This is a genomic window from Lysinibacillus sp. NPDC093210 (assembly GCF_044753985.1).
GTDB lineage: Bacteria > Bacillota > Bacilli > Bacillales_A > Planococcaceae > Lysinibacillus.
On sequence record NZ_JBIVOE010000002.1, the window covers coordinates 608,052 to 631,800 of the forward strand.

Below are 23,749 nucleotides of genomic sequence, written 5' to 3' on the forward strand. Positions count from 1 at the left end.
CATTAACTATAGCTACTCACCTCATCTTGCTTTTATAATGTTGGTCCAATAAATGAATATAATCGTCCCCATCCACATTAAAATTACTGACAAGTATGTTTTTTAATTCAACTGTATTTGTATAGTCATACTGGACATCTTTAATTTTTTTCCCTTTATAAAATTCCTTATAGCTATTGTTAACTAGAAATAAAAAAGTATCTTTATCTTTCCATTTATTAATATATAAATTTTGAAGAAAGGTATTATCTTCATTCATAGAATTTTCCCATTCACGCCAAAAATCAGTTACACTTAGGAAACTTCCGTCCCACCTTTTTGCGGGTTCTCCACCACACAGAAGGGTGCCGCTTTTATTTTCAGGCATACACCTCCATTCAACAGAATGCACATGATTTGTTACTATCCAATTTTCTCTTAATGGGAAAGGCTTAAATAATGGCGCCCAAAAACCAACATCTACGTAAAACTCTTCCTCTTCGTAGCTGACCACTAAAGCAAAATGCAGTTCCTCTAATTTAATTATTTTCACTTCATAATTTAGTGAATGTAACAGATTATAAAGACCCCACGTGAGATGAAAGCAGGTCCCTCCATAACCATTTTGAGAAACAGATTGGATATATTGATTAACATCTGCATAATTCTCTTTTAAATTTTTTTTAGCGTTATAATCTTGCAATTTTCTAACTGTATCGAATGGTATGGCTAACTGATGATTTAAGATAATTCGTGAAAGCAAGTCAAAACGTGATAATTGTGAGAGCGTTGATTCATCGATGCTCAATATTTTTAAATATTCTCTATATGCCCTCATGTAAACTCCCCCTTTTGACCAATACAATATAAATATAGTGGCACTTCATCTAATGGTAGATTAAGTGCACTATGTAATTTGTCATCATAAAAACCACCAATAGCACAACATCCTAAATCTGGATTATCCATAATAGCCCTAGAAATATTTTGACCTATGTGACCTGCTTCAAGAAGAGCGTATCTATACCCTCTCGCTCCGTATTTATTAATTATTTCTTCCATTCTTGCCGTCATTACTATGACGAATGGAGCGCTATAAACAAAACTATTATTAATTGGTAGAAATGAATCAAACTCTATTGGATCTCGTATATAATTAAGTTTTGCTTCTGATCTAAGATAATGATATGTTCCTTTTAAATAATGGCTAGTAGATGTTAGCACATACATTTCAATTGGATACAATCCACCTGCTGAAGGGGTTAAAGATCTAATTTCTTCCCCCTTTTTCTCTAAAAAATAACTCTTTTTTAATATTTGTAAAAGTACATCCATTTTTAAATCCACTTTTTCATAACTTCGAAAGGAACTTGTTATCGTTCCGTTAACATTCGACATATCACCATAATTTTTATTACTTAGTGGATATTGTTTGCCATCACTATCTATGTTAAAACTTTTCCCCGGAGCATTTAAAATTTGCGAAAGATAGTTTTTTGAATTATTATGATAAAACTCGTATACATATGAATCTTTCAAATAAAGCCCTCCTTATGGAAATGGGTGTGGTTCTGGATTTATTTTTCTCCCTAATTTAGAAGCCGTTTCTTGTAATCTTGGGCAATTGAGTAGTGGATCATTAATTGAGAGAAAACACAAAGTGGGTATTATCACTCTTACAACAGATAATCCCATTTGTTTAACATCTTGAGTTGTAATTTCACTATAATATATTTTATGACCTAGACGATTAATCCTTTCAACTGCGTCATTGAATTGCACATGACGGTCTTCTACAGCCATTTTAGGTAGAGAACTAGGAAGTAGTTTCAATAAAATTTCATCATTATTGCCTGCTAAATAATATAGTGGATGATCATCTAAAGTAGATGTATGATCAAGCTTTTTAGGAATAGGCTCTTTATAGTGATTTATCAACTCATAATAAATCGAAAATCCTCCTAACCCTTCTTCAATTGACTTTCTAATAGCATGCAAGTATTCGAGTGAACTAGCACACCCTAAGTAAAATCCAGCATTCCCTTTAACTTTTACAACAGTTAAAATTGTAGGAACTTCTAAATCAGTGCTAATATCATACACCCTCAATTGTAGATTACTATTCTCTGCCAGCTCCAATAGTCTTTTTACATATTCGCTGTGAACCGTATTTAAATCAATTTCTCCTCGTACGCAACCAAGTAACCAAAATTTTACAAACGCATCTCGTTCAATACATTCATTAAAACCACTTAAAATTGCTTTCTCTAAATTTTGGCCACATGCTAATCCAGTAGAAATTAAATCCCGTAATGGCAAATTACTAGGAGGTGTAGTTAAAAAAATCAGTTCAAATGGGACTAATATTTTTTTATTATCTACTACATCCTTAGCCTCAACCCATGCTCTCGGTTCATTAACGTCGACTTCTTTGTACATCGTATTATTCTTATATTGGTCATCTGTATATCGAGTAATGAATGTAGGATTAAGTGCTTGATGACTGATATCTGCATATTTTCCGATATAAATATCTTCCATATTAAACTGATTAGCACAATACCTCTCAACACTCTCTCCAATTGCAGCAGACTTAGCATGCTCCCTACTTATTGAAAAGCCAGAGCCACTACTTAAATGATGATTATCACCATTAATTACTGCTAAATAGCGAAATAACCTAGGTGACCCTGGCAAAGGGTAAATTTCGTTTAATGTTGAAATAAAGCTTGCTCTTAAAGTATCCTCTATTATTATTTGATTACTCATAAACTAACCTCACCCCTACAAAACTCACAGTCTGGCATTTGGTATACAGGATATTTTTTAATTTCAAGTTCCTCAGCGTCAAAAACGATTTCAGTATTAAAGCATAGTGTTGGCGTTTTAGCTCTACAATACTTTAATAATTCCTTTTCGATAAAAGGCGCTAAAAAAGCATCTAAATTGCCTAAACTTTTATTTTTTATAGGCTCTTCCTCGGCTCTACTAAGACGTTTTTGGAAGCAATTGTAACAAGGACCTCCATCAGGAAAGAAAATCGGTCCCATGAAAATTTTAGAATAGCTAAAGGAATATTTTAACCATGGGACTTCAATAGCTCTTAAATGTTTATGTACCTGTGAAAAAAAACTACTACCATCATTATCAAGTGCTATTACAATGTCTGTATTTTCTAATGAGATATTTTCTAAATTAGTAAAAGTTATAATTTGATTTAAAGTAGGAATGTCAAAAATTCGTTGTAGCTTTTCACTATTTAAACTTCCAGAAACTATGCTCACTTTCAACAATGGAGCATCATTAATCGAAACAATTCCAACTTTCTCTAAATCACTTATATTATTTAATAATTCATGCTCTTCCATATGGATTAATTCGCTTATTTTTTTCAGAGGAATGGTACCTGTTAAATAAGGAAATAGCTGATTAAAATTTGTAACACCTTCTCCATCTATCTCATAACCTACTCGATCATTAATAAATATTAGCTTTTCAGATAAACGTTGTAGTTCCCCGTTTGATTGAATATACATATTTATCACCTCAAAGTTACAAAAAAGTAGCAAATTAAAAAATTCGCTACTTTTTTAAAATTTTTATATCTAGATGGTACAAAAATATTGGCTCTTATTTTTTTAATGGACGAGCTTCACTTCCACCTCCACAACAGCAACCAGCTTGTAGTAATTGTTGTGAATCTTTTTTAGTTTTTGTGTTTAATGATTGAACATCTACACTTTTAATTGTTAATTTCATATTTAACACCTCCTTGTAAATAATTATACTAATTTTTAATATTTTTACAATAAGTTTATTTATTAAATTATAAAATTATTTATTTTAATAAAAGCTTTATAAATAAACTTATTAAAACGGTGTTATAATTAAATAAAAACAACTGGAGGCACCCTATGTGGACACAATATATAATTGAAACCCCTCGAGGTAACTTTGAGTATTTTAAAAAGGGAAATGGTGAACCAATTTGTATAACGCATCAATATACAGAGTTTAATAGTAAGGGCAATATATTCGCAGCTCCATTTACTAACCACTATACTGTCTATTTAGTTAATTTAAGGGGCTGTGGAAACTCTAGCGATTCAACATCTACTGATGACTATAGTTTTATGAATAGTGTTAAAGATTTGGAGGCAATTAGAATTTCACTAGGCTTGTCACAGTGGAGCTTTGCTGGTCATTCTGCTGGAGGCATGTTGGGTTTAATTTATGCGATAGCAAATCCTAATTCTTTACAAAAAATTATAGTAGGTGGTTTGTCCGCATCGTCAAAATATATGTCTCATCCAGATAGCATATATTGTAAAAGTAATCCTAATAATTCAAGGTTATTAGAAATTTTAAACCTTCTTAAAGATCCTTCTAAAACTTTAGAAGAAAGAAGAGCGTTAAATAAAGAATGGAATCAAATGTCCATTTACAAAAAAGAAGATTACGATAACATAATGTCTCGTCCTAATAGTGGAAAGGCAGTAAACAAAAGATTAGATTATTTTATATCTACTGAACTAAAAAACTATGATATTACTGATAGCTTAAAAGAAATAGAGATACCTTCTTTTATTTATTGCGGAAGGTTTGATACACAATGTCCTTTAGTTTTTTCTGAAGAAATCGCCAGGGCAATTAACAATTCTAGCTTAACGATATTTGACAAAAGTAGTCATAATCCTTTTGTCGAAGAAGAAGATGCATTTAATAATTTTGTTCAGTCGACTTAATAAAGAAAAAAGCTATTCCCCACATAGGAGGAATAGCTTCTTTTTCATCATAGGATTAGTGTTGACTTGGTAGATCAGGAATATCCAGAACTTCTATAATATTGACTACTTCAATATTTTTAGGACTGTCCACCATTGTTGCTGGTTTTGTTGTTGGTCCACTAATAAAAGTTACGAAAAGAGTAGATACTACTAAAAATTGCGTTATTATTTTCTTCATATATTACCCTCCTTTTGAAATATTATACATAAATATTTTGATTTTTTCAATAAGTATTTTAATAAAAGATTTACTTATTAAAAAATTCCCGACAGCGGCAATGCAATCAGGAATCCCTTATTGTTATCGTTTTTCAGTAAAATAATCCAATTTTACTTTATCTATTACATCAAGGAATTCATAATTTCCCTCAATTTCGAAAATATGTTGCGCTTTCTCAAAATATTGTTCTGATTCCTTTACTCTATCTAAAATAACTAAATTCCTTCCTATTTGGAAATAAAGCTCTCCCAATAAATACAGTGACTCTTCTGTAACGCATATTTTAATCGCCTTCTTACATTCTAAAATAGCTTCTTCTTCTCTTTTTAAAGCAACTAAAGTTTTAGATAGACCATATAAAATTCTAATCTTCAGAACACCCTCTTTTAAATTACTTAAATCATATTCTGATTTACATTTTTGGAAGATCTCTAAAGAATTTTCAAACTGCTGTACTTCAAAATAAATAATCGCAATACTATTATTAATACTTATAGTCTGCTCGGTATAATTTTCTTTACCAGTTAATTTTAAAGCCGTATTTAATATATCTATAGCGTTAACACTATCTTTATTTAAATAAAAATCACATATGCCCTCATGCCATAGTAAAAACTGTTTATCTTCATTACTGCTAAAATTCGCCTTTTCTTTTTCCGTTTTTACTATATAATTTATAGCTTGATAATCTCGATTTCTAATTAGTTTTCTTATTAATTTTTTTGTTTCCTCATTATCATCATGATCTGTTTTCAATGAATTTTGTCCGAAGAAGTAGTTAATATCTAACTTTAATTTTTGAGCAATTTTAAATAACACTACACTAGATGGTACACTTTCACCTTTTTCAAAATTACTTATCATCGCTTGCGTACAAATTCCATCTGCTAGCTCCGCTTGTGTAATTCCTTTATCTTTACGTGCTTCTTTTAATTTACTTGAAATAAGTTCTAACATAATTCTCCTTTTCTTCTACAGTATATAGTTCTTATACTTACGAAATCACTTCATTTTTCTATGAGAGCCCACATGGTGCATATTTTTGAAGAAGTTTTATTGTTTATTACTATAAACTCCTTATCATTATAACTATTCTAATAATAAAAAAGTAATATGTCCATAACTCAATTATTGCTACTAAAATTATTAGGAGCAGAATCAAGGAGCGTTATTTAAAGTAAATGTAGATCCTTTCCAAATTTACTGTTAAGAAGAAAAAAGTGCTGTCACTCAAAAGGTTTGAGCTAAGCACCAATTAGAAGCCAAATATCATAAATTAAAGTTAATAAAAAAACACCTTATAAATTCGTAATTTTAAGGGAAAATAATATTTAACGCTTTAGCTTTAGACGTAATTTTTAAAAAAAGAAGTATCACATTGACTAATGCAATTGTGATACTTCGTTTAAACCCGTTTAATATCCTATCTTACTCCAGTAGTAAAAAATCATAATCCCTAAAAAAAGTAAAAAAACAATATACACCCAAACAATTGGATTCAGCATTGTTGCAAATTCTTCGACTGTCCCTGAAATCGGCGTGTCTTTTTCCGATTTCCGCTCTGAAGTCATCTTGGCAATTCGCATTGTCGACACAAAGGATATAACCGCAATGATTGTAATCGCAATAAGAGCCGGTATTAACCACATACCCATAGACAAAACTCCTTTCTTTGCCCTTAGTATGCATCAATACTGCTCATCATTATGCAATAATTTTTTTCGAGACTGCCCAAAAGCCTCACTGAAAAGCTGTGACATTGACAAGTTCATTTAACTGGATTCTACCTCATTCATTCTTTTACTGAAGCAAAGTTAAAAAGGGGATTGATTGAGCCACTGTCCTCCATCCAATGTGACACATTCACCATTCATATAACGCGCTTTATCAGACATCATAAATGTTGCAAGATCCGCTATTTCCTCTGGTGTACCAATTCGTCCAAGTGGTACAGAATCAATTGTCATAGCAGCAGCTGCCTCTGATTCCCATAGTTTAGCCGCACCACCAGTACGTTCAATTGGACCAGGCGCAATGGCATTTACACGAATTCCATAACGTTTTCCCCACTCGACCGCTAAAGTTCTTGTCATTGATAATACGCCTGCTTTTGCAGCAGATGAATGTATTACACCAGCGCCTGCATTCCAAGCATAGGTCGCCACCATATTAATAATTGAACCGTTGATTTTATTTTTAATCCAATATTTACCGATTGCAGAAGAGCAAAAGAACGTACCATTTAAGACAATATCAACAACTGACTTCCAACCATTTGGCGTCAAATCCTCTGCACGAACGATAAAATTACCAGCTGCATTATTCACTAGTCCATCAACTTGACCAAATTTTTCAACAGCAAACGTGACCATTGCCTCCGCCTGCTCTGGTATACGAACATCCATTTGGAATGTTTCAATTGTTTTTCCTGCTTCTAATATAAACTTTTTAGCATCTGCTAATCGCTCTTCATTACGGCCAACTATAACTACATTTGCGCCTTCTGAAACGAATTGCTTTGCCATATAAAGCCCCATACCACTTGAACCACCTGTAATAATAATTGTTTTCCCCTGCAACATTCTGCTTCCCCCTTCGTTTCTCAAAAATGAATACTCATTCATTTTATTTTACTATATTTTCTCGAAAATGTCATATAAATTCTATAAAACTCTTTTTTTATAGAAGTGTATTCACTATCTTTTCATACTGTCGACCAAAGGCATCAAGAAGTTTCCTCTTGAAGTCTTTAGTCATCAAAATTTATTCTTTTAAAGTTAGGAAACGGAATTTAACTTTCCTCAATTATTTATGTATTTTAAATTAAAAAATACTGTAGACAAACTCAAAGTTTTACTATGTTTGTCTACAGTATAAGTAATTATTTAAGTATATTTATAAATTCTATTATTTAACAAAAGAAACTACCACTTTCAATATAATATGATTTTCAAAGTAATAGTTCCTTTTAACTATTTATTCAGTGTAAGCCCATGAATTAGTTACTTCTTTAGTATTTGCTTTAAATCCTGTACGCACTACTCCTATACGGGCAATTCCCCATGAACCAACACCTAAGTCATAACTGAAAGTAACTTGTCCAGTAAATTATGTATCTGTAACACTCTTAGTAGGTGTTCCAATTTTCTTAGTTATTACTTGCGGTAACCATTTACGAATTACAACTCCATCCATGCGATCAGCGCTTATAAATCGAGTTTTTGTGCTATCTACTGTGAATTCACCTGTTAATTCATATTTTATGAGATCTATTCCTAAAGCTCTTAAAGATGTTATGACTGTCACTCGTCCTGAATACCCCAATGCAGAAGGCCGTATATTATAGTTTTTAAAATTGTCCTTATCATATGATTCTACTTTCTGAGAATAATCCATATTCACTGATTCTACATTCAAGTTTTCAGGTTTACTTAATTCTTCAGCTAACCTATCTGGGTTTCTTAAAATGTCATCAAGAACAAATAATTCTTTTTTTGATAACGCTGCGATTTTGTCAAGATTCTCAATAGCTTCTCTACTTCCATCAGCGTTTAATTCTTCAACTATTATCTTTACGCCCGGGTAATCATCATAATTTTCACCATTATTAGCTGCGATTGTTTTAGAATCTGTTACGAAAAATATCGTTAGAGCTACAAAAAATGTTAGAAATAATTTTTTCATGATGTTCTCCTTTCGAAGAGTAATTTATAAAGAAAAAACAACACACATATATAACCATTATATGTATCTATCATATTAAAAAAATATACAGGGAATATTGATATATACACATGGAGCCTAATATATTGTAAGCAATACTGAAGGGTAATCAAAAACGACGTATTCATCAGCACAATTGTTAAATACTTCTTTTTAATTGTTAATCGTTTATTTCTTCATAATCAACAACTCCATTCGTTTCTACCGGTTTATCTGATGAATTTCCCATAAATACAATAATTGCTATAAATATAAAAAAAATGATTATACCTATTAATGCCATTACAGTTATCCATATTTTCTTGCTGTTCTTTTGTTTAATAGGATGTCTATTTTCAGTAGAAGGTGCACTATACAAGTGTTGAAACTCAGCTATAATTTCTTTCGCTAATTCATTAGCTGGGAGAAAACTTTTTAATACCTGTTCTACTGATTTACCATCATTTACCGATTGCAATAAATGATCTTTTACTTCCATGATATGATGATCTCTATCTTTTTTTGGTAATGGCTCCAACTCAAATTCCAGTTGTCGTATATATTCATTTATCTTCTGATTATCCACGTCTAATCCATCCCCTTAATTTCTTCAAAATATTTTAATATTGATTCTAACTCCTTCAGTCTATTTTCTACTAATGCCTTTCCTAAATCTGTAATAAGGTAATACTTTCTAATTCTTCCTTCATATTCTTCTGAAAATACATCAACATAATCATTCGCCGTCAAACGTTTTAATATTGGATAAATCGAGCCATCAGAAATAGAAAAACATTTGCTCTCTTTCAATTCTTTAGTCAATTCATAGCCATACATCTTTTTTTTCTGTAGCATCATTAAAATAGCTATTTCAAATAAACCCTTAAGATATTGCGTATTATTATTTTTATTGTTCATAAGATAATTATATTTTTTTCAATACATATATGTCAATCATACATATGTATAATTGATACATATCATTTTTTTATTAGTGCACGGAACATTGCATTATAATGACACAAGCATTAATGTGACGTCTAATTTTATGAAATATCAACTCCTTTTTATTTTCAACATGAAATTTCAAATGAAAAGTGCCTTCCTCTATTGCATAAAGGAAGACACTCTGACTTAAATTGTTTAAAATTCATAATGATAGGCAATTTTGTATAGCTCCATTAATTCGTCCTGTGTGGGCACTTTAGGGTTATTTCCAGGGCTACCACTTGCAATTGCATCGGTTGCCATTTTTGGAATTGCTGCATAAAAAGCTTCCTCCTCGATACCCCATTGGCGTAAATTACCGATCCCCATCTTTTTACATAGTTCTTTTATTGATTCGATAGCTAAAGTTGCTAGTTCTTCTTGTGTACCGTACTGTCCATCTATGTTAAAGAATTGGCCAATGTCCGCTAACCGTTCTACACATGCATCCTTCGTAAATTCTAAGACCGCTGGTAGTAGCATTGCGTTCGAAATTCCATGAGGTACATGGAAAAGTGCACCTATAGGACGTGACATACCATGCACTAACGCTACTGACGCATTGGAAAACGATAGTCCTGCTTGCATAGAGCCTAGAGACATCGCCTCTCGAGCATCGATATCATCACCCTGCTCATAAACTTTTAACATATTATTAATGATTAAATCCATCGCCGATAACGCTAATACATTTGAATATGGATGTGCTAAACGTGATAAATAGCTTTCAATAGCGTGGCTTAACGCATCAATACCAGTCGCCGCTGTGATGGCTGGTGGAGAAGTTATCGTTAACATTGGGTCAACAATTGCAACTGGTGGCATAAAAGCTGGTTGTTTTATCATCATTTTTACATCATTAGTCGTGTTGGTAATAACGGTAGCATCTGTTGCTTCTGAGCCTGTGCCTGCTGTAGTCGGGACTGCTATATGTGGAATGGGCGCTTGCTCAGCGATTTTCGCCATTTTCATATAATCCCCAATATATCCTCCATTTGTGGCTACAACAGCAATCGCTTTAGCTGTATCAATGCAACTTCCGCCACCTACAGAAATGATGATATCACATTGTTCAGATTGTAAAATTGCGAGTCCTTCTGCTACATACGTATCTACAGGCTCAGTTGTTACGCCTAAATACGAGACCGCTTCTACACCATTTGCTTTCAATATTGAGTTGCACTGATTAACAAACCCTATGCTATCCATTATTGGATCGCTAACGATTAGTGCCTTCGTACCTAGTTTTTTAGCATATAGACCAACCTCTTCGAAAGCATCTCTTCCATAAATAATCGTCCCAGGAGAATTTACAGTGAAGGTTGTTTTTGTTTGAATCATAACGCATCTCTCCTCCATTATTGAGCAGTATAACCGCCATCTAATACAATCGCCTGACCTGTTAAGCCTTTTGCTACATCACTAGCTAAATAAAGTGCAAGCCCTGTAATCTCCGAAACGTCTAGCAAGCGCTTTTGAGGGACAAGAGGGTATAACACTTGCTCCAGTACTTCTTCTACTTGGATACCTCGTGTCTTCGCTAAATCTGTAAACTGATTACGGACTAATTCTGTATCCACATAGCCTGGACAAATGGCATTTACAGTAATACCATCATTGGCCACTTCAAGTGCCGCGACTTTTGTTAATCCTATTAGCCCATGTTTTGCTGCATTGTATCCTGCTTTACCGGCAAAACCAATAACGCCGTTTATCGATGCCATATTAATAATGCGTCCAAATTTATTTTTCTTCATATAAGGTAATGCATATTTCATTGTGACAAATGGTGCAACAAGCATTACTTTTTGCATTTGTTCAAATATTTCAGTCGGAAAATCCTCGATGTAAGAAACATGTTGGAATCCTGCATTATTTATTAAAATATCAATTGTGTTAAATTTCTCAACTGTGAAAGCAATCGCTTCACCAATTGCTTGTTCATCCGTAACATCACATGTATAAGCCGTTAATAGTGGATTTTGTTCTACCGCTTCAGCTAAACGTTGCTCATTCATATCCGAAATAACAACATTCGCCCCTTGCTCAGCAAATGCTTGAGCAATTGACAGACCAATTCCACGCGCAGCTCCAGTAATAAATACTGTTTTGCCATCTATCACTTCGTTTCCCTCCTACATTCCAATTGAGAATAATATAATCGCAATAATTGTACCGATAATTGGTATAATTACTGTCAATGCACCGAAAGGCAAATAGGCATCCTTATGTTTCTCATTACATACAGAATTTATCGTCGTCACAACATAGCCGCCATGTGGCAATGAATCAAGTGAGCCAGATGCAATCGCGATTGTTCGGTGTAATGCTTCCGTATTTACTCCCATGTCAATATAGTGAGGAGCAAGTAATGGCATCGCAATCGTTTGCCCGCCTGATGCTGACCCTGTTAAACCTGCAATAACAGCGATAGCAAGAGCACCGCCAATCAATGGATTTCCAGGAATATCGGTCATTAAATCTACAGTTGCTACGAATGATGGTGTAGCTTTTACAACACCCCCAAAGCCTACTACTGCAGCCGTATTTGCAATAGCAACGACAGCACCCATAGCCCCTGCTGCAAGTGTCGCACTAACAGATTTTGAATACTTATAACTTACTAAATATGCCATAATACAACCGCTCGTTAACGCAACGATTAAAGCCGATGTGCCAAGTGAGTCATGGAAAATAAACGATATCAGTAAAACTACTAATAATGGCACCAAGCTTAAAATAGGGCTAGGAAGCTTACGCGTTTCGTCAACTACTGGATCCGTTGAACGTTCAATAAACACTTCACCCTTTTTCAATGCACGTTTAATCATCCAATTCAACCATAGCGCTCCACCCACCGCCATAAACACTGCGACAACAATACTAACTTCCCATCCTGCATATGGTGTCGTATGTAAGTATTCAATCGGAATCCAGTTCTGAATCTCTGGTGACCCTGCTGATGTCATTGTAAAGGTCACAGATCCCAAACCAAGTGCCGCAGGAATAAATCGACGTGGGAAATTTGCTTGCTTAAATAAACTAATAGCCATCGGATAAACAGAGAAAGCAACAATAAATACCGAGACACCGCCGTACGTTAAAACTGCTGCTGCAGCAACCACAGCGAAAGTTGCATATTTCACGCCAATTTTTTCAACAATCCATTTGGAAACACTATCTGCTGCACCTGTATCTTCCATTACCTTCCCAAAGATTGCACCTGCCATGAACATCAAATACCAAGAACCAACAAAGCCAGTAAATCCATTCATATAACTCGTTAAGAAATTAGCTTGATCGTCATTTGCAGTTTGTGGGAAGAAAGCTAGACCATTCGTTACTGCCGCTACTAAAGCAGTTAATGGTGCTGAAATAAGTAAATTGACACCTCTCATTGTTAAATAGACTAAAAGTGCTAAACTCCCAAAAAGTCCAATATACGCTAACATCCACATCCCACCTATCTTTTTATAGAAAGTGCTATGTTACATCACATATTAATCGTACTTTTACGTTACAGGCGGAGCTTTCCGCGGGTAAGCACTGAACTGATTCCCTCTCTATGCCATTGTCTTGAGTTTTTCGTTCGCTTGTTCTTCCCGCTGGAGTCGCCACCTTCCGTTTCATTGAAATGTTCGTTATTTTCTCTAAAACAATATTTATGAAATTAACCCAAGTGAGACAGCTCTTTCAAATCTATTAATCGTTATTACTTGGGAATGCAAATGTAGATGCCGATGAAGCATTACTTGTCATCCAGCGTTCAGAGATTGTTTTAGTCTTTGTAAAGAAACGTGCCTGATCCGGTCCAAACATATGACCTTCACCAAAACGTGAGCCTTTAAATCCAGCAAAGTTATGGTAACCAACAGGAATTGGAATTGGTACATTTACACCTACCATTCCTACATCAATCTCTGTTGTAAATTTCCGAGCTGCAAGCCCATCATTTGTAAAGATCGTGACCCCATTTCCAAGCTCATGCTCGTTAATAAGCTCGATTGCCTCTTCTAACGAATCCACACGTACAACATTGCGTGCAGGTCCAAATACTTCTTGCTCATAAATGTCCATACCTGGCTTTACATGATCTAATAATGTAGGACCTACAAAGAATCCTTTTGATTCGTTTACAATAGCTAGCTCACGACCATCACAAACAACAGTTGCCCCTTCTGATTCTCCCTTATCAATTGCTGCAAGAATTGCTTCTTTTGATTGCTGTGAAATAACGGGACCAAAGTCTGTATCCTTATCTGTATAAGCGCCTACTTTTAATGCCGAAATTTTTTCTTTTAATATCCCTACTAAACGATCTGCTGTTTCTTTACCAACAGGCATTATTGTAGAAATTGCCATACAACGCTGTGATGCTGCTCCATATGCTGCACCGATAAATGCATTTGCAACTTGCTCAAGGTCTGCATCCGGCATTACGACCATATTATTTTTACCTCCGCCTAAAGCAGTAACACGTTTACCATATTTTGAACCCGTTTCATAAATGTATTTAGCAACCGGTGTTGAACCTACAAATGAAATCGCTTGCACAATTGGGTTTTCTAAAAGTTCATTTACTGCATCTTTATCGCCATTTACTACTGTCCAAATACCATCTGGCAACCCAGCCTTTTTCCAAAGCTCACTCACATATAACGCTGTCATTGGTACTCTCTCCGATGCTTTTAATACAACAGCGTTCCCTACAGCAATAGCCATACTTGTTTGCGCTAACGGCACCATAATTGGAAAATTAAATGGAGAGATTGCTGCTACAACCCCTAAAGGGTACTTGGCCGAATAGGCATTAATTTGACCACCAACGTTTACAGAGTACTCTCCTTTTACTAGATGCGGAGCACCAATTGCTAAATCAACGGACTCTAGCCCTCGTGTAATTTCACCTCTTGCATCTTCAATCGTTTTACCACTTTCCGTACAAATAATTTGTAATAATTCTTCCATATTATCTGTCACTAAATTACGGAATTTTAATACGACCTCCGCACGTTTGGATACTGATGTATCACGCCATTTAGGAAATGCTGTCTGTGCTTTTTTAATTGCCTCACGTGCCTCTTCTACTGTTGCTAGCGGAACTTTTGCGATGATGTCACCTGTTGTAGGATTATAAACCGAACCGTACCGACCACTTTGCCCCTCAATCATTTCTCCACCGATAAAGTGCGTTAAGGTTTTCACTTCCTGTGCTGTTGTCATAACTTTTTTCCTCCTTTAATGTTGTTTAATAATGCATTTTTCCTTCAGACTTAAATAAGCTGCAGACATATCGTTTTCACCATAGCCATCTGCTGATATATCATTGTAAAGATCCACTAGCTGTTCGCCTATCCGAAGAGGCACACCTGCTTCATCAGCCATATTTTTAGCTAGCCTTAAATCTTTTAGTAATAGATTCGTAGAAAAACCAGGCTCATAATTTTCATTTTTCATATATTCTAAATAATTACGTTCGTAAATACGACTTTGACCATAGCTATTACTTAATACTTCATAAAGTGTATTAGCCGATATCCCCATATTTTCTCCAAGGACAATCGTTTCAGCTACCGCCTGCGTATAAAAACCAATCATTAAATTGTTGAGTAATTTAATACGAGTACCGATACTAGGTGATGTACCAAGATGATAGATATTTTTTCCAACTATTCCGAAAATTCTAGCTCCACTTTGATAATCTTTTTCTTCTCCACCTATCATAATTGTTAAAGTCGCATTTATTGCACCAATAACTCCACCACTTACCGGAGCCCCAAGATAACGTAAACCCAATGATTGCGCCTTCTTATGTAGCACATCATTTAGTTCAGGATTTACTGTACTAAAATCTATTAGCAGGCTTCCTTGCTTAGCATTTTGTAAAATCCCTTCTTCTGATGTAAAGATATGTTCAACTATTTGCGGTGTTGGTAAGCTTGTCATAATGACATCACTTTGCTTTACAAGTTCTTGTGCAGTCTTTACACCAATACCACCTTCTGCAATAAATTGCTCCATTGCTTTTGCATTCGTGTCAAAACCGTACACTTCATAACCTGCGCGAAGTAAGTTAATTGACATTGGTAAACCCATATTGCCTAGGCCAATAAAACCTAATTTCTCTTTCATTTGAGTCCCCCATTTCCTGTGAATTGCATTAATAAGCGCTGATACACTAGCAAACTTTACGTTTTTATCGTAACATTAATAACGAGATACTCTCGATGACCGCAGTCACTGACTTCGGTCACTTAAATCATAAACAAACTTAATATAGCGCGTCAATCAAAAAAATTTATATTTTCTGAATAAATTTCTTGGTTATTATTATAGGATATTTTAATTACGGAGGCAGAAGGGCATGAATTCGTTAACTACTCGCCAAAAAAAGGCATTAGAAACTCGAGAAAAACTACTCAAAACTTCATTAGAATTATTTAATAAACATGGATATGAGCATGTTTCTGTTGAACAAATTACGAAAGCATGTAACGTATCAAAAGGGACATTCTATACACATTTCCCATCCAAATATGACGTTATTTTGGAAAAATTCGAGGAGCTTGATAGTTTTTATAGTACAGTCGAAAAAAATATTGATCAAACTTTAGCGGCAAGTGATAAAATTCTTGCCCTTTATAAGGAGCAAATGTTGTACTTAACAAATGTTGTTGGAAAAGATTTATTGCGAACAGTATATTCTGCCGCAATGACCAATCAAGTTGAACAAAATCACTACTTAATCAGCCCTAAACGTAAAATCTTCCAAATTATCAATACTTATATTGACGAGGGAGTTCAGCATGGAGAGTTTGTTAACGATTTACAACCAATACAAATGCAACAAATTATCCAGCGTTGCATGCGAGCGAATGTTTATGATTGGTTAATTCATAACGAAGAATTTGATTTAGTTTCAGAAATGGCACACTTCACAGCAGTTGTTCTAAATGGCATGAAGGCACATCCTACAAAATAGCAAAAATTATAAAAAGAGCACCTCGATATTCTCGAGGTGCTCAGTGTATTGACAGAAGGCATCTAGTTCATGCTCACTATTTTTTAATTAGTTGATTGGAGCGGAGGGTGGGCGACTCCTACGGGAAAAGCACAAACCGTAAGACGCAACAAACCGCGCGTTTGCGAGGGTTGCGGCTTACGGTTTGCCCGCGGAAAGCACCCGCCCGTAGCGGAAATTAACGGCAATGTGATATCAATTATCCGACAAAATATTGTGCAACAATCGTTTCTACAGGCAAAGGCTTATTGTATAAATAACCCTGCCCTTTTTGACAACGATGACGTTTCAAGAATGCTACTTGTGATGGCTCTTCAATGCCTTCTGCAATTACTTCGAGCCCTAAATTGTGGGACATCGAAATAATTGCTTTAATAATCGCCTCATTTTTATCATCTTTTTCGATATCGGCAATAAATGATTGGTCAATTTTTATAATATCGATTGGATAGCGTTTCAAATAGCTAAGTGATGAATAGCCAGTGCCAAAATCATCTACCGAAACATAAACCCCTAGCTGCTTCAGTTCCGTTAAAATTGAATATGTTTCATGGACATTGGTCATTGAGCTTTCTGTAATTTCTACTTCAATTAATTGCGGGGCGACATTATATTTTTTCAATGTTGCTTTAATCTTCCGCGCGAAGTTTTCTTTTCTAAATTGTTTTGGAGATATATTGATAGCAATTCTGACGGGTCGATAGCCCTTCGAATTCCATTCCTTTTGATAGCGACAAACCTCATTAATAATCCAATCACCAATTTCAACAATTAAGCCTGTCGCCTCGGCAATAGGTATAAATTGCGCTGGAGATACAAAACCAAATTTACGATTATTCCATCGCAATAACGCTTCAAAGCTATTAATGCTATTATCATTTAAATTCATCTGTGGCTGTAAATGTATACTTAGCTCATTAAACTCAATGGCACGACGTAAATGGGCCTCCATTAATGCCTCATTTGGAAAGACATTAGTCATATCATCACGATAATAGCGGTAATGGGAACGTCCATGCTCCTTAGCTGAAAATAAAGCTTGATCGGCCTTTCTCACAAGTGTTTCTATATCCTTACCGTCAGCGGGACTTAAGGAAATACCAATTGAAACACTGATAAAATACTCCTGCTCATCAATCATAAAAGGCTGTTTCAACGATTCTAATATAGAATTAGCTAATTGCTCTATTTTTTCGATTGTTGCATCCTTTAAAAGAAAAATAAATTCGTCGCTATTATAACGATAAAGTGAGCATGTTGAGTAACAAAATTCACGAAGTCTATGACTAAACATCCGCATTAGTTCATCACCCTTACTTTCACCAAGGGACTCATTAAATTTTTTAAAGCGATCTATATCTACTAAAATAATTGTTGCCTGCTGATTTTCACTTTGTTTATCGCTCAAATGCTGTTGCCAATGCTCTTTAAACGCTCTACGATTCCAAATACCTGTCAATTCATCCTTTAATGCTAAATAATAAAAGGCATTTTGATCACTTTTAAACGATTTCGGGTCTTTTACAAAAAAATGTACCCCTATTATTTCTCCATTAAAATAAGTTGGATGTATACGCAAATAAAATGGCTCGCTACTTAGTAAATTGCGCTTAAATAAACATTTAGGCATATCCAATGTAGCGCCTTCAATCGTTTTAGCAAATAATAATTGTACTTCGTTTACATAGTTGCACTCCAATAATGAAAAAATATCAAGCCCTATTAGACTGTGATGTTCCCTCGACAATACAGACGTAGCAGCAACGTTTTGATGAATAATACGACCTTGTAAATCAGTCGTTAGCACAGGACACAAATGTTGTTCAACGAATTGCAAATAAGGCTTCGTATCATTCTGTTCCTCACGTAAAATAACAGCTATAAGTGATGTTTCCAATTGCTGTACACTGACAGCAAACGATTTTTGCATTTGCTCAGTCTCTGAATAAAGCTCAATCTTACGTGCAATGTTAAATTCTTGTTGTACGATTTTCAATAATTGCTGCCAACATTGCTTAGTAAAAAATCGTTCTGCTTTAGTTGCTTTCACATCGCGTAACACTATTGATAATAGGAGATTATCGTTATAGTGAACAATTTCAAATTCCCCATTATCGGCTTTTTTCAAGCATATAACTGCATCAAACGGATTAAGCAGTGCCAGCTGTCGATAGTTTGCGAATTGCGCTACATTTTCTCTATATTTTTTCATTATATCCCTCTCTAGGTAGCGTGTTTACTGTAAGTCGTCTAGTACGCTCGTTATTTATTCTTCATCTAGCGTAGGCTTTAGAGCATCCTTTAAGAAAATTTCCTGACTATTAATAGGGTCTTCGCTTCGATCAAATTCTTTATAATGATATTTTCCATTGGAATCTTGAATACGAGCCTTCGCTGTATCCTCAAGTTGTTTGTTCATAATATCCATAATACGGGCTTTTGCTTCAATTGAATAGACAGGGAAAAGAATTTCAACTCGTTTTATCATATTTCTTGTCATCATATCTGCGGATGATAAGTAAACTTTGTTTTCACCATTATGATGGAACCAATAAATACGTGAATGTTCAAGGAACCGACCAACGATACTTGTGACGGTGATATTGTCGCTAATACCTGGTATACCTGGCCGTATGCAGCAAATTCCGCGAATAATAAGCTCTACTTTTACACCAGCAATAGAGGCTTCATAAAGTTTCATCATTAAGTCCTTATCCGTTAATGAATTCATTTTAGCTCGAATAAACCCATTACCGTATTTCTTATGACAGCTAATTTCTTCATCCATTAAGCGGATAAATTCATCACGAATATCAAATGGTGCGACGACTAAATGATTAAAAGTAGGTTTTTCCGTATAGCCACTTAAATAATTAAAGAAGTTTGTTGCATCAATACCAAATTCCTTATCAGATGTTATGATGCCCATATCCGTATAAATTTTGGCAGTTGCATCATTATAATTTCCTGTTCCGAGATGTACAAAACGTTCAATTTTCCCATTTCTGCGACTCACCACTAACGTTATTTTAGAGTGCGTTTTTAAATTATTCATACCGTATATAACAAGACAACCTGCTTGTTCCAGTTGCTTCGCCCAATGTACATTATTTTCTTCATCAAAACGGGCTTTTAGCTCTACTAAAACAGTCACTTGCTTGCCATTTTCAGCAGCTAGTTTTAATGCTTGTATGATTGGGGAATTGCCACTCACTCGATACAATGTTTGCTTTATTGCTAATACATTTGGATTTACAGCAGCCTCTGAAATAAAGTCTACAATCGGTGCAAATGACTCATATGGATGATGGAAAAAAATGTCCTGTAGTAACGCTTTTTCAAAAATATTTTCATCCGATTGTAAATCTAAAGGTGGTTGTGGGATAAAGCTTTCATACTCTAAATGTTCTCGTCCTACAGAAATACCTTTCACAAACGAGAACATAAATGTTAAATCTAATGGGCCATCAATATGAAAAACATCGGTCTCCTCGATTTCAAATTCTTCCAGTAAATAAGCAAGGACTTCTTCATTCATTTCACCCACACGTACTTCTAGACGACTACCAACTCCCCATTTGCGTTTTTTTAGTTCTTTTTCAATTTCAACGAGTAAATCGCGTGCGCCTTCTTCGTGAATCGTTAAATCCGCATTACGTGTTAGACGGAAAGCCTGTGCAGATTTAACACTGTATCCATAGAAAAGCTTTTCAATATGAGCAACAATAACATCCTCCAGTAGTACGATTACAGTTTCGCCCTCAGCACAAGGTACTTTAATATAGCGATCCAAAACAGATGGCACTTGTACTATTGCAACCCTTTCACGGCTTTCAAAATCGGTTTCATCTTGTTCTAATAGTACAAGTAAATTTAAAGTTTTCCCGAGCAATGTAGGAAATGGTCGATAAGCATCTACTGCTACAGGTGTTAGTACAGGGAAGATTGTCTCAGCAAACATTTCATTTATAAATGCTTTTTGCGTACTATTTAAATCTTTCATGTCCGCAATATGTACATTATGCTGTGGCAATAAATCATAAATTAAATGTCTATATACTTCCGTTTGTCGACGTACTAAAGCTTGCGTACGCTCAGCAATTTTTGCCAATTGCTCTTTCGGTGTTAAGCCTGATTTATTTTCAGCTTTATGAAAACCCGCACGTACTTGGTCCTGAAGTCCTGCTACGCGCACCATAAAAAATTCATCTAAATTGGAGCTAAATATCGCTAAAAATTTCAAACGTTCTAGCAGAGGATTATTGACATCCTCTGCTTCTTCTAAAACACGCTCATTAAATGCCAACCAGCTTAATTCACGATTATTATAATATTGAGGCTTTGCAATTTCTTCGAGTAAACGGCTATGTGCTTCTGAAAAATCTTCTTCATGTAAGCGATTGTTCGTTACTTCCGTTGTCATCTTGGTTCCACCCTTCTTCAATAAAATTTACTTTAATTGGTGTCTTTAGAGCACGTTCTAGATGTTTTTTATGCCGATTAGCTTGATATTTTTCGGCAGCCGCATTTTTTTTAACGTAGATGTTTAGCTGGACAAAATTGTCCTTAGGTTGCAGTTCAATAGCATGTACGATATTTCTTTTCGATACATTTAACGCATAGACGAATTTTAATAATGCACCAAAATCACGTATTTTACGATGTTCTTCACGACTCATCCATTCTATAAAAGGAGCAGCAAATCGGTGAAAATAATCTTTATTTTTATATGATGCTAAAAGTGCAAGTTTTAGTCTTTCCTTATGGTTTAAGCCATCAATTGATTGATTGGCAACTAAATAAAAGGTATGTTGGCTAGCGGAGCTTAACTCAATATATTCCCCGATATTAAATATCTTTGCTGCCTTCCTCAATAATTGCAAATCGGTCTCGTCAAATTGTAAAAATTTTAAATGGCAACACTCACGGTATAATTGATCTGCTAGGTGCATTAAATAATCAACTTCTGCCTCAGAGCGTCCGTACTGCCTAGCTAACCTTCTAGCGTTTCCCTCAAAAACATTATATTTATCAAAGGCATTTGCATCTTTTTGCAAAATACGGTGGATAATAAGCCCTTCTCGTAAGCCTTTTTTCGTTAGCTGGAACACTTCACTACCGACAATGTCCATAAGCACTCGAAACACTTCTAAAGCAGGTACAATAATATCAGCACGGTCTGTCGATAAACCATCTAAGTGCTTTAATTCTTGGAAGCTTAAATTACCTAAAAACAAACTGAGCTGATCCAAATCCCCTTTAGATATTTCGTAGCCATGCACACTGGCAATAGGATATTGATGCCGTTGCTGATGAACTTGCGCAATATTTCTTGCACTGCCTCCAATCGCAATAATCGGTAATCCCACTTGTTGAATCCAAGGAAGTGATTTAAACTGCTCTTTCACAAATGCAATCAATTCTTTCTTCTCACTACTATTCATAATGTCACCTTTTACGAAACGTTGCTTTAGCGACACCGTTCCGAAAGGAAAGCTATAGGATTCAATTAGTTCTTTATTTTTAAATAATGTTATTTCCGTACTTCCTCCACCTATATCGATGGTCACGGCAGAAAGGGTACCAATCGAATGCGCTACAGCTACATAACCGAAATACGCCTCTTCCTCCTCAGACAAAAGCTCTATCTGTATGCCTGTTCTCTCTTTCATTAAAGCTATAATTTGTTCTCGATTCGTTGCTTGACGAATTGCAGCTGTTGCAGCAGCTTTCACATCTACAATTTCAAAATCATCAAGCATTGCTTTAAATGTTAATAATGTTTCTGTTAGTACTTGAATACCTTCTTCTGACATGTCACCTGATGGTTGCAAATATGTACGTAAACGTGCAACCGTTTTAATATTACCTAGCTCTCTAAGCCCCTCTTCATTATCATACTGATACAGCACTAAACGAATTGTATTCGAGCCAATATCAATGATAGCTGTTTTCAAATCATCCAAATAATCACTTCCTTTATAGAACAATCGGTAGTCTAATTATTTTGTGTTAATAGCACCGTCATTTATACAAAAAAAGTCGGAACCTAAAAGGTATCCGACTTTCATTTTTTATTAACATTTCAGGATACCAATTATTAGTATTGTGAAGTTCCTTTTCGCTAGCTTTATAAAATAAGTTGATCGACACGTAAAATAAGCTCTGCAATTTCGGGTTTACTAATTTGGTCCTCTGCCCCTACTTGATCGCCTTTATGGCGAAGATCATCTGTAATTAAACTAGAAAAAATAATGACCGGTAGCTTTTGTAAATCAGGATGCTCCTTAATTTTGCGTGTAAGATGGTGACCATCCATTTGTGGCATCTCAATATCAGTAACTACTAATTGAATATGCTCTGTTACATTACTGCCACTTTTCGCCAATGCTTCTAAGTATTCATAAGCATCACGGCCATTTTCAAAGAACTCCACATTCTCATAACCGGCTTCCTTCATCGTATCAAATAATAACTTACGTAATAATGGTGAATCCTCAGCAATTAAAATACGTTTTTCAGAGCGTTCACGTTTACCAAGTTTTTTTACTGACTCTACACTAATACCCGAATCAGGGTTAATATCAACCATAATTTTCTCGAAATCTAGTAATAAAATCATTTGCTCATTTTGCTTAATAACACCGATAACTTGCGAAGTACCCCCCTGATACATATCTGAAGGTTTTTCGATTTGATTCCATGAAATACGGTGGATTTGTGTTACGTTATCTACATGAAAAACAACTCGTTGTTTATTAAACTCAGCAACAATATATTTTTGTTGTGGATTACGCTCTGCACTTTGTATCCCTAGTACTCGTAGCATATCTACTACTGGTAGTACCTCGCCTCTTAATTGAATAATTCCCTCAACATGCGGGTGCGCGTGTGGAATAAACGTTACTGGAATCGGTTGAATAATTTCTTTGACTTTAATAACATTAATACCGAATTTATTGTTAGCTACTTCAAATTCAACGATTTCTAGCTCATTTGTGCCACTTTCTAATAATATGCCTTTATGTTCCAAAGCAACCCCGCTCCTTTCTA

The 23,749-nt window shown here is 35.0% G+C and carries 23 protein-coding genes; 2 read left to right on the forward strand and 21 right to left on the reverse strand.

The window, feature by feature from the left end; genetic code table 11:
- Positions 1-16: 16 nt before the first annotated feature.
- The 5 genes from ACIP9C_RS08450 to ACIP9C_RS08470 all read right to left on the reverse strand — a co-directional run bounded on the left by ACIP9C_RS08450 (position 17) and on the right by ACIP9C_RS08470 (position 3,738).
- Positions 17-817 (reverse strand): arylamine N-acetyltransferase, encoded by an 801-nt coding sequence (locus tag ACIP9C_RS08450; RefSeq protein WP_401009643.1) that lies wholly within the window; start codon positions 815-817, stop codon positions 17-19.
- Positions 814-1,518 (reverse strand): SagB/ThcOx family dehydrogenase, encoded by a 705-nt coding sequence (locus ACIP9C_RS08455; RefSeq protein ID WP_401009644.1) that lies wholly within the window; start codon positions 1,516-1,518, stop codon positions 814-816. Before ACIP9C_RS08455 ends, ACIP9C_RS08450 begins: the two co-directional genes overlap by 4 nt.
- Before the next feature lie 12 nt (positions 1,519-1,530).
- Complete coding sequence (locus ACIP9C_RS08460) at positions 1,531-2,748, reverse strand: YcaO-like family protein (RefSeq protein WP_401009645.1); 1,218 nt, start codon at positions 2,746-2,748, stop codon at positions 1,531-1,533.
- Positions 2,745-3,515, reverse strand: coding sequence for a hypothetical protein (locus ACIP9C_RS08465; RefSeq protein ID WP_401009646.1), 771 nt, complete (start codon positions 3,513-3,515; stop codon positions 2,745-2,747). Before ACIP9C_RS08465 ends, ACIP9C_RS08460 begins: the two co-directional genes overlap by 4 nt.
- A gap of 94 nt (positions 3,516-3,609) precedes the next feature.
- Positions 3,610-3,738: a hypothetical protein gene (locus tag ACIP9C_RS08470; RefSeq protein WP_340826140.1), complete on the reverse strand. Its 129-nt coding sequence runs from the start codon at positions 3,736-3,738 to the stop codon at positions 3,610-3,612.
- Positions 3,739-3,893: 155 nt separating this feature from the next.
- On the opposite strand from ACIP9C_RS08470, the gene ACIP9C_RS08475 reads away from it, so the two are divergent.
- Positions 3,894-4,724, forward strand: coding sequence for an alpha/beta fold hydrolase (locus ACIP9C_RS08475; RefSeq protein WP_401009647.1), 831 nt, complete (start codon positions 3,894-3,896; stop codon positions 4,722-4,724).
- A 55-nt stretch (positions 4,725-4,779) separates the two neighbouring features.
- On the opposite strand, the gene ACIP9C_RS08480 is transcribed toward ACIP9C_RS08475, so the two are convergent.
- The 12 genes from ACIP9C_RS08480 to ACIP9C_RS08535 all read right to left on the reverse strand — a co-directional run bounded on the left by ACIP9C_RS08480 (position 4,780) and on the right by ACIP9C_RS08535 (position 15,807).
- Positions 4,780-4,944 (reverse strand): hypothetical protein, encoded by a 165-nt coding sequence (locus ACIP9C_RS08480; RefSeq protein ID WP_401009648.1) that lies wholly within the window; start codon positions 4,942-4,944, stop codon positions 4,780-4,782.
- 123 nt (positions 4,945-5,067) lie between these two features.
- A complete protein-coding gene (locus ACIP9C_RS08485; RefSeq protein WP_401009649.1) occupies positions 5,068-5,943 on the reverse strand; it encodes a helix-turn-helix domain-containing protein in 876 nt (291 codons plus the stop codon).
- Between the two features lie 458 nt (positions 5,944-6,401).
- Positions 6,402-6,641, reverse strand: coding sequence for a short-chain dehydrogenase (locus ACIP9C_RS08490; RefSeq protein ID WP_401009650.1), 240 nt, complete (start codon positions 6,639-6,641; stop codon positions 6,402-6,404).
- A 159-nt stretch (positions 6,642-6,800) separates the two neighbouring features.
- The gene (fadH, locus tag ACIP9C_RS08495) at positions 6,801-7,568 is read right to left on the reverse strand and encodes a 2,4-dienoyl-CoA reductase (RefSeq protein ID WP_401009651.1); all 768 of its coding nucleotides are present in this window, start codon (positions 7,566-7,568) and stop codon (positions 6,801-6,803) included.
- A 526-nt stretch (positions 7,569-8,094) separates the two neighbouring features.
- On the reverse strand, positions 8,095-8,670 hold the full coding sequence (locus ACIP9C_RS08500; RefSeq protein WP_401009652.1) for a hypothetical protein: 576 nt from the start codon (positions 8,668-8,670) through the stop codon (positions 8,095-8,097).
- Positions 8,671-8,869: 199 nt separating this feature from the next.
- Positions 8,870-9,274, reverse strand: coding sequence for a DUF1700 domain-containing protein (locus ACIP9C_RS08505; protein WP_401009653.1), 405 nt, complete (start codon positions 9,272-9,274; stop codon positions 8,870-8,872).
- 2 nt (positions 9,275-9,276) lie between these two features.
- Positions 9,277-9,606, reverse strand: a complete 330-nt coding sequence (locus ACIP9C_RS08510; RefSeq protein ID WP_401009654.1) for a PadR family transcriptional regulator — start codon at positions 9,604-9,606, stop codon at positions 9,277-9,279.
- 225 nt (positions 9,607-9,831) lie between these two features.
- Complete coding sequence (locus tag ACIP9C_RS08515; RefSeq protein WP_401009655.1) at positions 9,832-11,016, reverse strand: iron-containing alcohol dehydrogenase; 1,185 nt, start codon at positions 11,014-11,016, stop codon at positions 9,832-9,834.
- Positions 11,017-11,033: 17 nt separating this feature from the next.
- The gene (locus tag ACIP9C_RS08520; RefSeq protein WP_401009881.1) at positions 11,034-11,795 is read right to left on the reverse strand and encodes a 3-hydroxybutyrate dehydrogenase; all 762 of its coding nucleotides are present in this window, start codon (positions 11,793-11,795) and stop codon (positions 11,034-11,036) included.
- A 15-nt stretch (positions 11,796-11,810) separates the two neighbouring features.
- The gene (locus ACIP9C_RS08525) at positions 11,811-13,127 is read right to left on the reverse strand and encodes a GntP family permease (RefSeq protein WP_401009656.1); all 1,317 of its coding nucleotides are present in this window, start codon (positions 13,125-13,127) and stop codon (positions 11,811-11,813) included.
- Positions 13,128-13,377: 250 nt separating this feature from the next.
- Positions 13,378-14,898 (reverse strand): CoA-acylating methylmalonate-semialdehyde dehydrogenase, encoded by a 1,521-nt coding sequence (locus ACIP9C_RS08530; RefSeq protein ID WP_401009657.1) that lies wholly within the window; start codon positions 14,896-14,898, stop codon positions 13,378-13,380.
- Between the two features lie 15 nt (positions 14,899-14,913).
- Positions 14,914-15,807 carry an NAD(P)-dependent oxidoreductase gene (locus tag ACIP9C_RS08535; RefSeq protein ID WP_401009658.1) on the reverse strand — a complete coding sequence of 298 codons (894 nt, stop codon included), beginning with the start codon at positions 15,805-15,807 and terminating at the stop codon, positions 14,914-14,916.
- A gap of 232 nt (positions 15,808-16,039) precedes the next feature.
- Here ACIP9C_RS08535 and ACIP9C_RS08540 point away from each other — a divergent pair, with 232 nt between their 5' ends.
- Positions 16,040-16,657 carry a TetR/AcrR family transcriptional regulator gene (locus tag ACIP9C_RS08540; protein WP_401009659.1) on the forward strand — a complete coding sequence of 206 codons (618 nt, stop codon included), beginning with the start codon at positions 16,040-16,042 and terminating at the stop codon, positions 16,655-16,657.
- 238 nt (positions 16,658-16,895) lie between these two features.
- Here ACIP9C_RS08540 and ACIP9C_RS08545 read toward each other — a convergent pair whose 3' ends face one another.
- The 4 genes from ACIP9C_RS08545 to ACIP9C_RS08560 form a co-directional block, all read right to left on the reverse strand.
- A complete protein-coding gene (locus tag ACIP9C_RS08545; protein WP_401009661.1) occupies positions 16,896-18,908 on the reverse strand; it encodes an EAL domain-containing protein in 2,013 nt (670 codons plus the stop codon).
- Between the two features lie 54 nt (positions 18,909-18,962).
- Positions 18,963-21,119 carry an RNA degradosome polyphosphate kinase gene (locus ACIP9C_RS08550; protein ID WP_401009663.1) on the reverse strand — a complete coding sequence of 719 codons (2,157 nt, stop codon included), beginning with the start codon at positions 21,117-21,119 and terminating at the stop codon, positions 18,963-18,965.
- Entirely contained in the window at positions 21,085-22,662 is a 1,578-nt protein-coding gene (locus tag ACIP9C_RS08555) for a Ppx/GppA phosphatase family protein (protein ID WP_401009665.1), read from the reverse strand. The genes ACIP9C_RS08550 and ACIP9C_RS08555 overlap by 35 nt, the downstream gene beginning before the upstream one ends.
- 164 nt (positions 22,663-22,826) lie before the next feature.
- Positions 22,827-23,729, reverse strand: a complete 903-nt coding sequence (locus tag ACIP9C_RS08560; RefSeq protein ID WP_340826160.1) for a chemotaxis protein — start codon at positions 23,727-23,729, stop codon at positions 22,827-22,829.
- Positions 23,730-23,749: the final 20 nt, after the last annotated feature.